Raw genomic sequence first — 14,120 nt, forward strand, 5'->3', positions numbered from 1 at the left:
TTTTTCCCTCGACGATGTTATTCCATTCCTCATTACGCAAGGAGCTGTCGCGCAGCTTCGGAGCCACCGTGGTGGTGCTGGTCACGATCGTGATGACCATGATGCTGATCCGCACGCTCGGCCTGGCAAACAAGGGCAGCGTGAATCCTCGCGAGGTCTTCCTCGTGATGACGTACACCGTGCTCGGCTACATGCCGACCATCCTGAGCCTGTGCCTGTTCGTGTCGATCGTCGGCACGCTGTCGCGCATGTACCGCGACAGCGAAATGGTGATCTGGTTCTCCAGCGGGCGCGGGCTGGCCGAGTTCCTGCGGCCGCTGTTCGGCTTCGCATGGCCCATCCTGGTGCTGATCGCGGCTCTCGCGCTGGTGGGCTGGCCCTGGGCCAACTCGCAGACCCAGGGCATGCGGGAGCGCTACGAGCGGCGCAGCGACATCGAGCGCGTCGCGCCGGGCGAGTTCCGCGAATCCGCCGGCCGGCTGCGCGTGTTCTTCATCGACAAGGACGCGCCCGACAGTGCCACGGCCAACAACGTGTTCATCCAGTCGATCGAGCGCAATCTGCAGATCATCACCTCCGCCCGTCGCGGTCACATGGAGGACATCGACGGCAAGCGTTTCCTGCTCCTGAGCAACGGCCAACGGCTGGAGCGCTCGCTGAATGCCGAAGGCACCAAGATCAGCGAATTCCAGACGTATGGCGCCAAGGTCGGCAGCAGCAGCGGCAACTCGCTCGACGACGCTCCGGTGCGCACGCGCACCACGCTGCAGCTGCTGCGCGAACCGACGCCACTCAATCTCGGCGAACTCGCGTGGCGCATGGGCATGCTGCTCGCGGGCGCCAATTTCGTGCTGCTCGCGCTGGCGCTCTCGAGCGTGAATCCGCGCGTGGGCCGCAGCGGCAACTATCTCTTCGCCCTCTTCGCCTTCGTTCTCTACTACAACCTGCTCAATCTCGGGCAGAACTGGGTGGGCTCGGGCAAGTACAGCATGGGCGGCTTCATGCTGGCCCTGCACGGCGGAGCCTTCCTGCTCGGCCTCGCCTGGCTCGCGAAGCGGCACTACAACTGGAGCCTGCTGGCGGCGCTTCGCCTTGGCCGCGCCCGAAAGACCGACACCGCGTGAAAACAATCCGTCGCCTCATCTACGTGGAGGTGGCGAAGGCGGTGGCCTTCGTCGCGCTCGGCTTCCTGAGCCTGTTCTTCTTCTTCGACTTCGTCGATGAGCTGCAATCGATCGGCCGCCCCGAGACGCTGGGCTACGGTGGGGCCCAGGCGCTGCTCTACGTCGCGCTGCTGATTCCGAGCCACCTTTACGACCTGCTGCCGATCGCCGTGCTGATCGGGACCATCTTCGTGATGGCGCGGCTCGCGCAGAGCTCCGAATTCACCATCCTGCGTACCAGCGGCCTCGGACCCTGGCGGGCGCTTCGGGCATTACTCATCCTCGGGCTCAGCTTCGTCGTGCTCACCTTCGCGATCGGCGACTACGTCGCGCCATTGAGCGACCGTACGGCGCAACTGCTCAAGGTGCGCTACCAGAACATCTTCTCGCTGGTAGGCAACACCGGCGCGTGGCTCAAGGAGCGCCAGGGCGACACCTCCTACGCGGTCAACGTGGCCACGATGGGCCGCGGCGGCGAACTGAAAGAGCCGCGCATCATCGAATTCGACAGCAAGGGCTTCATCACCTCGCAGACGACTGCCGCATCGGCGCACGCCAGCGACGGACACTGGACGCTCGTCGATGTCAGCCGGGAGGAATACGACACGCGCGGATCCGGCAATGCCCGCATCGTCACGACCAAGATCCCGATGGTCGAATGGCCCACTTCGCTGACGTCCGAGATGGTGTCGGTTGCACTGCTGCGGCCCGATCGCATGCGCACGCTCGATCTGTTCGACTACATCCGCCATCTCGAGGCCAACGGCCAGACGGCGCAGCGCTACGAGATCGAGTTCTGGCGCAAGGTGTTCTATCCCCTTTCATGCCTCGTGATGGTCGTGCTGGCGCTGCCGTTCGCGTACCTCCATTTCCGCCAGTCCGGCATCACGACCTACGTGTTCGTCGGCGTGATGATCGGCATCAGCTTCTTCCTGCTGAACAACGTGTTCGGCTATCTCGGCAATCTCGGCAACTGGCTGCCATGGATGACGGCGGCCGCGCCGGGGCTGATCTATTCGGTGATGTCGCTGGGCGCCTTCACTTGGCTGGTGCTCCGGCGCTAGGGGGCCGCAGCTTGAGCGCCATTCGCGGCATCATCCTCTTTGCGCACGGCTCGCGCGACGAGCGCTGGCGTGCGCCGGTGGAAGCGGTAGCGCGGCGGGTCGCCGAACTCGATCCGCAGGCCAGGGTCTCCTGCGCCTACCTCGAACTGGTCCAGCCTGATCTGCGCGGCGCGGCGGAAACCCTGATCGTCCAGGGCGCACGCACCATCCGGGTGCTGCCGCTCTTCCTCGGGATGGGCCGGCATGTGCGCGAAGACCTCCCTCGCCTTCTCGATGATCTGCGCGCGCTGCATCCTGCGGTCGAATTCACCTTGGCCGGTGCCGTGGGCGAGGAGCCCGAGGTCATCGAGCTGCTCGCGAGAAAGGCGCTCGAATCCTGAAACCGCGGTGATTTTCATAGATTCCGAAGGCATAATGAATCCCCGAATAAGACGGAATTTGTTATGAATCTTCACCAGTTCAAGTTCGTGCAAGAGGCCGTGAGACGCAACCTCAACCTGACCGAAGCCGCCAAGGCGCTGCACACCTCGCAGCCCGGCGTCTCCAAGGCCATCATCGAACTCGAAGAAGAACTGGGCGTGGAAATCTTCGCGCGGCACGGCAAGCGGCTCAAGCGCGTCACCGAACCGGGCCAGCATGTGCTGGCGAGCATCGAGCTGATCATGCGCGAGGTCGGCAACCTCAAGCGCATCGGCGAGCAGTTCAGCGCCCAGGACAGCGGCACGCTCTCCATTGCCACCACGCACACCCAGGCGCGCTACGTGCTGCCGGTGCCGGTCGCCAAGCTGCGGGAGGCCTACCCCAAAGTCAACGTGAGCCTGCACCAGGGCTCGCCCGACCAGGTGGCGCGGATGGTCATCGACGAGATCGCCGAGATCGGCATTGCGACCGAATCGCTGTCCGACTACGCAGATCTCGTGACCATGCCCTGCTACGAGTGGCAGCACGTGCTGGTGCTGCCCAAGGAACATCCGCTGGCCGCCAAGGAGCGCATTTCGCTCGAGGACCTCGCCTCCGAGCCGATCATCACCTACCACCCTTCGTTCACCGGCCGCACGCGCATCGACCATGCCTTCGCGCACAAGAAGCTGACGCCGCGCATCGCGCTCGAAGCGATCGACTCGGACGTCATCAAGACCTACGTGCGGCTCGGCCTCGGCGTGGGCATCGTGGCCGAGATGGCGGTGCGCGACGAATCCAACAGCGACCTCGTCGTGCGCCCGATGGGTCACATCTTCGGCGTCAACATCGCCCGCGTCGCTTTCAAGCGCAGCGCCTACCTTCGCAACTTCGTCTTCAAGTTCGCCGAACTCCTTTCGGACCGGCTCGACCGCAACCTGATCGCCAAGGCATTGAGCGGCCAGCATCAAGACTACGACCTGTGAGTACTCCCACCGTGACCGCACGCACCCCAGAAGTCCAGACCAAGCTGCCCGCCGTGGGCACGACCATCTTCACCGTGATGTCGGCGCTCGCCGTCGAGAAGAAGGCGGTGAATCTCGGGCAGGGATTCCCCGATTTCGGGTGCGATCCGAAGCTGCTGCAGGCCGTCACCGATGCCATGGCCGCGGGGCACAACCAGTACCCGCCGATGCCTGGCATCCTTGCGCTGCGGCAGGCGATCGCATCGAAGATCGCCGCGCTGTACGGGCACAGCTACGACCCGCAGACCGAGATCACCGTCACCGCAGGCGCGACGCAGGCGATCATCACCGCCATCCTCGCGGTGGTCCGCCCGGGCGACGAAGTGATCGTGCTGGAGCCCTGCTACGACAGCTACGTGCCCAACATCGATCTTGCGGGCGGCAAGGTGGTGCGCGTGCCGCTCACGCCGGGCACCTTCCGGCCCGACTTCGACAAGATCGCCGCCGCGCTCACGCCGCGCACGCGCGCGATCATCATCAACACGCCGCACAACCCGAGCGCCACCGTGTGGACCGAGTCCGAGATGCGCCGGCTCGAGGAACTGCTCGCGCCGACCGACGTGCTGGTGATCAGCGACGAGGTCTACGAGCACATGGTCTATGCCGGTGGGAAGCACGAGAGCGCGGCGCGTTTCCCGGGGCTGGCGGCACGCACCTTCATCGTGAGCAGCTTCGGCAAGACCTACCACGTCACCGGATGGAAGGTGGGCTACGTTGCCGCGCCCGCGGCCCTTACCGCGGAATTCCGCAAGGTGCATCAATTCAACGTGTTCACGGTCAACACGCCGATGCAGCACGCGCTCGCGAGCTTCATGGTCGACCCGACGCCCTACCTCGAACTGCCTGCCTTCTACCAGCGCAAGCGCGACCTGTTCGCCGAAGGCCTCGCCAAGACGCGGCTGAAGCTGCTGCCGAGTGCCGGCACCTACTTTCAGTGCGTCGACATCAGCGACGTCAGCGACCTCGACGAATCCGACTTCTGCCAGTGGCTCACCAGCGAGATCGGCGTCGCCGCGATTCCGCTGTCGGCCTTCTACGGCGACGGCTTCGACCAGCGCGTGGTGCGTTTCTGCTTCGCCAAGAAGGACGAAACGCTCTACAGCGCCCTGGAGCGGCTGGCCCGGCTCTGACAGAAACGGTAGGAGAGTCCTGACCGCCGGAGGGGGTGCCTTCCGGCGATGGATTCGACGACCCGCCCCGACCATGGGCTCCTCGGTTGATTCCGCCCAAGGAGAAGTCCATGTCACTTTCGTTGATTCTGCTGATCGTCCTGGTCCTGTTGCTGATCGGCGCACTCCCGAGCTGGGGTTACAGCCGCAGTTGGGGATACGGCCCGAGCGGCGGCCTGGGCCTGGTGCTCGTGGTCGTGGTCGTGCTGCTCCTCATGGGACGGATATAGCGCCCTCCCCCCTCGCATGCAAACGCGAACTGCCCGCTTCGGCGGGCTTTTTCATGCGCGCCCGAAAACAGTTCAGCTCTCGAGTTGCACCCAGAGCTTGTCCAGCCGCTTCACGCTCACCGGCTGGGGCGTGCGCAATTCCTGCGCGAAGAAGCTCACGCGCAGTTCTTCGAGCAGCCAGCGGAATTCGCCCATGCGCTCGTCGGTTGCTCCCTTGCGCTCGGCCAGCAGGCGCCAGTAGCGCTGCTCCTGCGGACGAAGCTCGGCCAGCCGCTGCGCGTCGCGGTCCGGGTCGGCGCGCAGCTTGTCGAGCCGAAGCGTGATCGCCTTGAGGTAGCGCGCGAAATGCTGCAGCCGCGGCCAAGGCGTGTCGACCAGGAAGCGCTTGCCGACCAGCCGCTGCAACTGCTGCGACGCATCGGCGGTGGCGGTCGGCTGGATCTTGGTGTCCTTGATCTTGCGCACAGCGACGGCGTACTCGGCGAGGATCACGCCGGCGAGCCGTGCCACCTCGTTGGCGATCAGCGTCAGCCGCCCGCGTCCTTCTTCCACGCGGCGCTTGAAGCCGGCCGCATCGGTCGGCAGCGGGTCCTGCAGGAACGCGCGATCGAGCGCGACATCGATGATCTGCGCGCGCAATTCCTCCAGCGTTCCGAGTGGCATGAAGGCCACAGCCATCTTCTGCAGATCGGGGATGTTCTTCTCGAGGTACTTGAGCGCGTCCTTGATCTGCAAGGCGAAGAGCCGCCGCAGGCCGATGCGATGCTTCGCGGCCGCGACGGCAGGCTCGTCGAAGACTTCGATGGTGACCGCATCGCCGCCGTCGACCAGCGCCGGGAAGCCGATCAGCGACTGCGCGCCGCGCCGCACTTCCATCAGCTCCGGCAACTCGCCGAAGGTCCATGCGGTGTAGCGCTGGCCCGCGGGTGCAGCGGCCGCAGGCGCTTCGGCCGTTTTCGCCGGCCGCTCGTCGCGCTTGCCGGCCTGTGTCGCCGGGGCTTCCGGCGCCTTCTTCAGGTTGAGCCCCGCGAGTGCCTGGAACGCGCCGCGCGCCTGTGCGCCCAGCTCCGCCTTCAGCGCGCCGAGATTCCGACCCATGCCGAGCTGACGGCCATGCTCGTCCACCACACGCAGGTTCATGAACAGGTGCGGCGGCAGCATGTCCAGCTTGAAATCGGTGCGCTTCACATCGAGGCTGGTTTCCTCGCGCACGCGCTTCTGCAGCGCATCGGTCAGCGATCCGTGGCCGAATACCTCCGGCGCGCCGAACAATTCGGCCAGGCGCGTCGCGGTTTCCGGCAGCGGCACCAGCCGTGCGCGCGGCTTCTGCGGAAGACTCTTGAGCAGCGCCTGGAGCTTGTCCTTGAGCATGCCCGTCACCAGCCACTCGCACCGCTCTTCGCTGACCTGGTTCAGCACGAAGAGCGGCACCGTGACCGTGAGGCCGTCCTTCACATCGCCCGGCTCGTGCAGGTAGGTCGCGGCGCAATCGACACCGCCGAGGCGAAGCGTCGGGGGAAATGCCTGCGTCGTGATGCCGGCCGCCTGATGGCGCATCAGCTCGTCGCGCGTCAGATACAGCAGCCGCGGTGCGTCCTTCGACTGCGCGCGATACCAGTTCTCGAAGGCCAGGCCGCTCGCGACATCCGCCGGCACCTGTGCGTCGTAGAACGCGTAGATCAGCTCGTCGTCGACCAGCACGTCCTGGCGGCGCGACTTGTGCTCCAGCGCCTCGACCTCGCGCACCAGCTTCCGGTTGGCGGCAAGGAATGGCAGCTTGCTCTCCCACTGCCCCCCCACGAGCGCCTCGCGCACGAAGATCTCCCGCGCCGCCGCCGGGTCGACCCGGCTGAAGTCCACGCGGCGCCCGCTGTACACCACGAGCCCGTGGAGCGTGGCGCGCTCCAGTGCCGCGACCTGCGCGCCCTTCTTCTCCCAGTGCGGATCGAGCAACTGCTTCTTGAGAAGGTGCCCCCCGACCTGTTCGAGCCACTGCGGCTCGATGTTGGCGATGCCGCGGCCGAAGAGGCGCGTGGTCTCGACCAGTTCGGCGCAGACGATCCAGCGCCCGGGCTTCTTCTTCAAGTGCGCGCCGGGGTGTCGATAGAACTTGATGCCGCGCGCACCGAGGTAGGCCTCGTCGTCTTCGAGCTTCCAGCCGATGTTGCCCAGCAAGCCCGAGAGCATCGACATGTGCAGCGCGTCGTAGGTCGCAGGCTGCGCGTTGATCCGCCACTTGTGTTCCGTGACGACGGTGAGCAGCTGCGAATGGATGTCGCGCCACTCGCGCACGCGCCGCACGTTGATGAAGTTCTGCCGCAGCAACTGCTCGTACTGCCGGTTGCTGAGCTTGTGGTCGCCATGCCCGCCGCGCGCATCATGGATCCACTTCCAAAGGCGCAGGTAGCCGCTGAATTCGCTGCGGTCGTCATCGAACTTCGCGTGGGCCTGGTCGGCCTGCTGCTGCGCTTCCAGCGGGCGGTCGCGCACGTCCTGCACCGACAGCGCGCTGGCGATCACCAGCACCTCCTCGAGCGCGCCGCGCGAGCGTGCCTCCAGGATCATCCGGCCGACGCGCGGATCGAGCGGCAGCTTCGACAGCTCCACGCCGGTCGGCGTGAGCTCGTTCGCATCGTCCACCGCGCCGAGCTCGTTGAGCAGCTGGTAGCCGTCGGCGATCGCGCGCCGCTGCGGCGCTTCGAGGAACGGAAAGCGCTCGACGTCGCCGAGGTGCAGCGACTTCATCCGCAGGATGACCCCCGCGAGCGACGAGCGCAGGATCTCGGGATCGGTGAAGCGCGGCCGGCCGTCGAAGTCCTTCTCGTCGTACAGCCGAATGCAGATGCCGTTGGCGACCCGTCCGCATCGGCCCGCGCGCTGGTTGGCCGCCGCCTGGCTGATCGGCTCGACCAGCAACTGCTCGACCTTGCTGCGGAAGCTGTAGCGCTTGACGCGCGCGGTGCCGGCATCGATCACGTAGCGGATGCCCGGCACCGTCAGCGAAGTCTCCGCCACGTTGGTCGCCAGCACGATGCGGCGGCCCGTGTGGCCGTCGAAGATGCGGTCCTGCTCCGCCTGCGAGAGGCGCGCGAAGAGCGGCAGCACCTCGGCATTGCGCATCACCGGCTGGTGGCTCAGGTGCTTGCGAAGATGGTCCGCCGCCTCGCGGATCTCGCGCTCGCCGGGGAGGAAGACGAGGATGTCGCCGGCGTTGTGCGGATCGCGCCAGAGTTCGTCGACGCCGTCGGCGATCGCGTCGTTGAGGTCGAAATCGCGCGATTCCTCGAAGGGCCGGTAGCGCTGCTCCACCGGGAAGGTGCGCCCAGACACCATGATCACAGGCGCCGGGCCCTTCGCGGAAACGAAATGCTGCGCAAAACGGTCCGCATCGATCGTCGCGGAGGTCACGATCACCTTCAGGTCCGGCCGCCGCGGCAGGATCTCCTTCAAGTAGCCGAGCAGGAAGTCGATGTTGAGCGAGCGCTCGTGCGCCTCGTCGATGATCAGCGTGTCGTAGGCCTTGAGCAGCGGATCGGTCTGCGTTTCCGCCAGAAGGATGCCGTCGGTCATCAGCTTGACCGAGGCATCGCGCGACAGTCGGTCCTGGAAGCGCACCTTGAAGCCGACCACCTCGCCCAGCGGCGTCTTCAGCTCTTCGGCGATGCGCTTGGCCACGGACGACGCCGCGATCCGGCGCGGCTGGGTGTGTCCGATCAGCCGGCCCTTGCCGGGCGGCGCATTCAGCTTGCCGCGCCCGAGCGCCAGCGCGATCTTGGGCAACTGCGTGGTCTTGCCCGAACCCGTCTCGCCGCAGACGATGACCACCTGGTGCGCCGCGATGGCGGCCATGATTTCGTCGCGCCGGGCCGACACCGGCAGGGATTCTGGAAACTCGATTCGAAGTGGGGGCGAAGACAAGGCGGGCAGTTCGGGGAAAATCGCCAATTATCTTGCGACCGGCACTCCGCCGCCCTACTCCCGCCAATGTCCACCGTCTTCAACTTCACCTTCGTCCCCTGGTTCCGCTCGGTGGCGCCGTACATCCACACGCATCGCGGCAAGACCTTCGTGGTCGCCCTGGCCGGTGAGGCGATCGCGGCGGGCAAGCTGCAAAGCATCGCGCAGGATCTGGCGCTGATCCAGAGCATGGGCGTGAAGGTGGTGCTGGTGCACGGCTTCCGGCCGCAGGTCAATGAGCAACTGCGCGCCAAGGGCCACGAGGCGAAGTATTCGCACGGCATGCGCATCACCGACGAGGTGGCACTGGACTGTGCCCAGGAAGCCGCCGGGCAGCTGCGCTACGAGATCGAGGCCGCGTTCAGCCAAGGCCTGCCGAACACGCCGATGGCAGGCTCGACGGTGCGGATGATCTCCGGCAATTTCATCACCGCGCGACCGGTCGGGGTGGTCGACGGCATCGATTTCCAGCACTCCGGCCTCGTGCGCAAGGTCGATGCGGCCGGCATCCGGCGCGGACTGGATTTCGGCGCGATGGTGCTGATGTCGCCCTTCGGCTTCTCGCCCACCGGCGAGGCCTTCAACCTCACCATGGAAGAGGTCGCGACCAGCGTGGCCATCTCGATCCAGGCGGACAAGCTGATCTTCCTGACCGAAATCCCCGGCATTCCGGTGGATGCCAGCCAGCCGATCAGCGACGACAACCCGATCGACACCGAACTGCCGCTCGACGCGGCAAAGAAGCTGCTCGCCTCGCTGGCACCGGCGCAGCGGCCGACCGACACCGCTTTCTATCTCCAGCATTGCGTGAAGGCCTGCGAAGCCGGTGTCGAGCGCAACCACATCATCCCCTTCAGCGTCGACGGTTCGCTGCTGCTGGAGATCTACGTGCACGACGGCATCGGCACGATGGTGATCGACGAGAAGCTCGAATCGCTGCGCGAAGCGACGGCCGACGACATCGGCGGGATCATCCAGCTCATCGAACCCTTCGAGCGCGACGGCACGCTGGTCAAGCGCAGCCGCACCGAGATCGAGCGCGACATCGGCCAGTACACCGTGATCGAGCACGACGGCGTGATCTTCGGCTGCGCGGCGCTGTACCCCTATCCCGAGGCCAAGACCGCGGAGATGGCGGCGCTCACGGTGTCGCCGCAATCGCAGGCGCAGGGCGACGGCGAGCGCATCCTCAAGCGCATCGAGCACCGCGCCAAGGCGCAGGGGCTGGACAGCATCTTCGTGCTCACCACGCGCACGATGCACTGGTTCCTCAAGCGCGGCTTCCAGCAGGTCAACCCCGACTGGCTGCCCGAAGCGCGCAAGCGCAAGTACAACTGGGACCGCAAGAGCCAGGTGCTCGTCAAGAAGCTCTGATCGATCCCCAAGACCCTACCGACGAGGAGAAGACGATGTTTCCGTGGCTCTGGTTCTGGTCTCCGGTGTTTCATCTCCCCTTCAGCGGCAGCGTCGCACAGCAGATCGAGCCGGACACCAACTGGTTCTTCGCCGGAATTCCTTCATCGGCAGGCAACGGCCTGCTCGAAAAGAAGGCCTTCGATGTGGCCAGCTACGGGCGGCAGCTCGGCTGGATCACCGAAGTCCTTCTTGCGGCAAAGGGCTCCGACGCGGTCGCGTCCGGCAAGGCCGACGCGTCGCTGCGCAAGCTCGAGGCCGCCTATCTCGAGATCGAAGCCGTCAAGCAAGAAAGCCGCGTCGAGCTCGCCGATGCGGCGATCGCCGCGCTCGACAAGCTGCGCGAAGCCGATCCAGCCGCGCACGAAATGCTGATCCTCTCGGTGCAGGCACGCCTGCAGACACCGGCTCCGCGGCTCGGCCACGATAATTCCGTACCATGAATCCCTTGCTCGCCAAACTGCAGCCCTACCCTTTCGAGCGGCTGCGACAACTCTTCGCGGGCGTCACGCCGAATCCTCAGTACGCGCCCATCAGCCTGGGCATCGGCGAGCCCAAGCATCCGACGCCCGGGTTCATCAAGGACGCGCTCTCCGCTGGGCTCGGCGCCCTCGCGGTCTATCCGGCGACGGCCGGCGACCTGAATCTGCGCCAGTCCTTCACCGGCTGGCTGCAGACCCGCTATGGATTGAGCCTCGACCCCGCCACGCAAGTGCTGCCCGTCAACGGATCTCGCGAGGCGCTCTTCGCGCTGGCGCAGACCGTGGTCGACGCGAGCCGATCGCCCGCGCCGATCGTGATGTCGCCCAATCCGTTCTATCAGATCTACGAAGGTGCGGCCTTCCTCTCGGGCGCCGAGCCGTACTATGTACCGAGCGTGCCGGCGCGCAATTTCGCGGTCGACTGGGACAGCGTGCCGGAGGATGTCTGGGCGCGCACCCAACTCGTCTTCGTCTGCTCGCCGGGCAATCCGACTGGCGCCGTGATGCCGCTGGACGAGTGGAAGAAGCTCTTTGCACTCTCGGATCGCCACGGATTCGTCATCGCCTCCGACGAGTGCTACAGCGAGATCTACTTCCGCGACGAACCGCCGCTCGGCGGGCTAGAAGCAGCCGAGCGGCTCGGGCGCGGCGACTTCCGCAACCTGGTCGCGCTCACCTCGCTGTCCAAGCGCAGCAACGTACCGGGGCTGCGCAGCGGCTTCGTGGCGGGCGATGCATCCATCATCAAGTCCTTCCTGCTCTATCGCACTTACCACGGGAGCGCGATGAGCGGCACGGTCGCGGCGGCCAGCATCGCGGCCTGGGGCGACGAGTCGCACGTGCTCGAAAACCGCATGCAGTACCGCACCAAGTTCGCGGCCGTCACGCCGCTCCTGGCGCCGGTGCTCGACGTGCGCCTGCCCGACGCGAGCTTCTACCTCTGGGCCGGGGTTCCCTCCTCGTGGCAGGGCGACGATCAGGCCTTCGCCCGCGAGCTCTACGCTCAATACAATGTCACGGTGCTGCCCGGCAGCTATCTCGCCCGCGACGTGGCCGGCAGCAACCCGGGGCGCGGGCGCATCCGGATGGCGCTGGTCGCCGACACCGCCGAGTGCACCGAAGCCGCGCAACGCATCGTCCAATTCATCCAGAACCGAGTTCTTCCATGACCCAACAACTCCAGCAGACCATCGACGCAGCGTGGGAAGACCGCGCCAACATTTCCGCCGCCAGTGCTCCGAAGGAAGTGCGCGCCGCCGTCGAGCACGTGATCGCCGAGCTCAACAACGGCAAGCTGCGCGTCGCCACGCGCGAAGCCGTCGGCCAGTGGACCGTGCACCAGTGGATCAAGAAGGCCGTGCTGCTGTCGTTCCGCCTGCGCGACAACGAACAGATGCAGGCCGGCTCGCTCGGCTTCTACGACAAGGTGCCGACCAAGTTCTCGCACCTGTCGGCCGGCGAGCTGAAGGAAGCCGGCGTGCGCATCGTGCCCCCGGCCGTCGCGCGCCGCGGCAGCTACATCGCCAAGGGGGCGGTGCTGATGCCCTCCTACGTGAACATCGGCGCCTATGTCGGCGAAAACACGATGGTCGATACCTGGGCCACGGTCGGCTCGTGCGCGCAGATCGGCGCCAACGTGCACCTCTCGGGCGGCGTCGGCATCGGCGGCGTGCTCGAGCCGCTGCAGGCCGGCCCGACCATCATCGAGGACAACTGCTTCATCGGCGCCCGCTCCGAAGTGGTCGAAGGCGTGGTGATCGAGGAGAACTCGGTGCTGTCGATGGGCGTCTACATCGGCCAGAGCACCCCCATCTACGACCGCGCTACCGGTGAAGTCACCTATGGCCGGGTGCCCGCCGGATCGGTTGTGATCAGCGGCACGCTGCCCAAGGACAACGGCCGCTACAGCCTGTACGCGGCCATCATCGTGAAGCGTGTCGACGCGCAAACCCGCGCCAAGACCTCGCTGAACGACCTGCTGCGCGACTGATCGAACCCCGGCCGCCGACAGGGGCGGCCGGACGTCGAAATCCATTCACAATAGATACGTCGAGGAGAGTGAGCCGATGAACACGATGGAGCGGATTCTTCGCCTGATGGCCGAACGCAAGGCCTCCGACATCTACCTATCGGCCCACGCCCCTGCGCAGATCCGCATCAACGGCAATTGCCTGCCGATCAATGCGCAGATCCTCCCGCCCGAAGCGCCGTTGAGCCTGCTGGCCGAGGTGGTGGACGAAAGCCGCATCGCCGAACTGGAACGCACCGGCGAGCTCAACATGGCGATCGCGCTCGAAGGCGCAGGCAACTTCCGCATCAGTGCGATGCGCCAGCGCGGCACCTACGCTGTGGTGATCCGGCACATCGCGTCGGTCATCCCGGCCTTCGAGGATCTGAACCTGCCCGAGATCCTCAAGACGCTGGTGATGGAAAAGCGCGGCCTGATCCTCATGGTCGGCTCCACCGGTGCCGGCAAGAGCACCACGCTGGCCTCGATGCTCGACTACCGCAACGAGAACGCCACGGGCCACATCCTGACGGTCGAGGAACCGATCGAATTCACCTTCTCCAACAAGAAGTCGCTGGTGAACCAGCGCGACGTCGGCAGCGACACGCAGTCGCTTCAGATCGCGCTCAAGAACGCGCTGCGCCAGGCGCCCGACGTCATCCAGATCGGCGAAATCCGCGATCGCGAGACGATGACCGCCGCGATCGCCTATGCCCAGTCGGGCCATCTCTGCGTGGCCACGCTGCACGCCAACAACAGCTACCGAGCGCTGAATCGCATCCTGAGCTTCTATCCGGTGGAAGTGCGTCCCACGCTCCTCGGCGACCTCAGCGGCGCGCTGCGCGCGATCGTCGCCCAGCGCCTGCTGCGTACCCCGAGCGGCGCGCGTGTGCCGGCCCTTGAAGTGATGCTCAACACCACGCTGATCGCCGAACACATCGCCAAGGGCGACTTCACCGCGGTCAAGGAAGCCATGGAGCAATCGATGGCCGAAGGGTCGCAGACCTTCGAAGAAGACATCGCCCGGCTGATCACCGAAAATCTGGTCACCCGCGAGGAAGGCTTGGCGCAATCCGATTCGCCGACCAACCTGATGTGGCGCCTGCAGAACCGCAAGGCGCCGCCCACGCACAACGAAGAACGCTCCTTCCTTGAACAAGTCGAGGAACCCACCTTCACGGACATCACGCTCGACGTGCGTCTGTGAGCC

The 14,120-nt window shown here is 65.9% G+C and carries 12 protein-coding genes; 11 read left to right on the forward strand and 1 reads right to left on the reverse strand.

Annotation, left to right across the window (positions count from 1 at the left end):
• Positions 1-14: 14 nt before the first annotated feature.
• The 6 genes from lptF (at position 15) to WKW77_RS01410 (ending at position 5,050) form a co-directional block, all read left to right on the forward strand.
• On the forward strand, positions 15-1,124 hold the full coding sequence (gene lptF, locus WKW77_RS01385) for an LPS export ABC transporter permease LptF (RefSeq protein ID WP_340355034.1): 1,110 nt from the start codon (positions 15-17) through the stop codon (positions 1,122-1,124).
• Positions 1,121-2,227, forward strand: a complete 1,107-nt coding sequence (gene lptG / locus WKW77_RS01390) for an LPS export ABC transporter permease LptG (RefSeq protein ID WP_340355035.1) — start codon at positions 1,121-1,123, stop codon at positions 2,225-2,227. The genes lptF and lptG overlap by 4 nt, the downstream gene beginning before the upstream one ends.
• Positions 2,228-2,238: 11 nt before the next feature.
• Positions 2,239-2,607 (forward strand): sirohydrochlorin chelatase, encoded by a 369-nt coding sequence (locus tag WKW77_RS01395; RefSeq protein ID WP_340355036.1) that lies wholly within the window; start codon positions 2,239-2,241, stop codon positions 2,605-2,607.
• A 63-nt stretch (positions 2,608-2,670) separates the two neighbouring features.
• Positions 2,671-3,612 (forward strand): CysB family HTH-type transcriptional regulator, encoded by a 942-nt coding sequence (locus WKW77_RS01400; RefSeq protein ID WP_340355037.1) that lies wholly within the window; start codon positions 2,671-2,673, stop codon positions 3,610-3,612.
• Positions 3,609-4,781, forward strand: coding sequence for a pyridoxal phosphate-dependent aminotransferase (locus WKW77_RS01405; RefSeq protein WP_340355038.1), 1,173 nt, complete (start codon positions 3,609-3,611; stop codon positions 4,779-4,781). Before WKW77_RS01400 ends, WKW77_RS01405 begins: the two co-directional genes overlap by 4 nt.
• 110 nt (positions 4,782-4,891) lie before the next feature.
• On the forward strand, positions 4,892-5,050 hold the full coding sequence (locus WKW77_RS01410) for a DUF3309 family protein (protein WP_340355039.1): 159 nt from the start codon (positions 4,892-4,894) through the stop codon (positions 5,048-5,050).
• Between the two features lie 72 nt (positions 5,051-5,122).
• Here WKW77_RS01410 and hrpA read toward each other — a convergent pair whose 3' ends face one another.
• Positions 5,123-8,899: an ATP-dependent RNA helicase HrpA gene (gene hrpA, locus WKW77_RS01415; RefSeq protein ID WP_340355040.1), complete on the reverse strand. Its 3,777-nt coding sequence runs from the start codon at positions 8,897-8,899 to the stop codon at positions 5,123-5,125.
• Between the two features lie 135 nt (positions 8,900-9,034).
• On the opposite strand from hrpA, the gene argA reads away from it, so the two are divergent.
• From argA to WKW77_RS01440, 5 genes are all read left to right on the forward strand, one after another.
• Entirely contained in the window at positions 9,035-10,381 is a 1,347-nt protein-coding gene (gene argA, locus WKW77_RS01420) for an amino-acid N-acetyltransferase (RefSeq protein WP_340355041.1), read from the forward strand.
• 35 nt (positions 10,382-10,416) lie between these two features.
• Entirely contained in the window at positions 10,417-10,863 is a 447-nt protein-coding gene (locus WKW77_RS01425) for a hypothetical protein (RefSeq protein WP_340355042.1), read from the forward strand.
• Positions 10,860-12,071, forward strand: a complete 1,212-nt coding sequence (gene dapC / locus WKW77_RS01430) for a succinyldiaminopimelate transaminase (RefSeq protein ID WP_340355043.1) — start codon at positions 10,860-10,862, stop codon at positions 12,069-12,071. Before WKW77_RS01425 ends, dapC begins: the two co-directional genes overlap by 4 nt.
• Positions 12,068-12,892 carry a 2,3,4,5-tetrahydropyridine-2,6-dicarboxylate N-succinyltransferase gene (dapD, locus tag WKW77_RS01435; protein ID WP_340355044.1) on the forward strand — a complete coding sequence of 275 codons (825 nt, stop codon included), beginning with the start codon at positions 12,068-12,070 and terminating at the stop codon, positions 12,890-12,892. Before dapC ends, dapD begins: the two co-directional genes overlap by 4 nt.
• 76 nt (positions 12,893-12,968) lie before the next feature.
• Positions 12,969-14,117, forward strand: a complete 1,149-nt coding sequence (locus WKW77_RS01440) for a PilT/PilU family type 4a pilus ATPase (protein WP_340355046.1) — start codon at positions 12,969-12,971, stop codon at positions 14,115-14,117.
• Positions 14,118-14,120 lie beyond the last annotated feature (3 nt).

This window comes from Variovorax ureilyticus, assembly GCF_037889935.1.
GTDB classification, from domain to species: Bacteria; Pseudomonadota; Gammaproteobacteria; order Burkholderiales; family Burkholderiaceae_C; genus Variovorax; species Variovorax ureilyticus.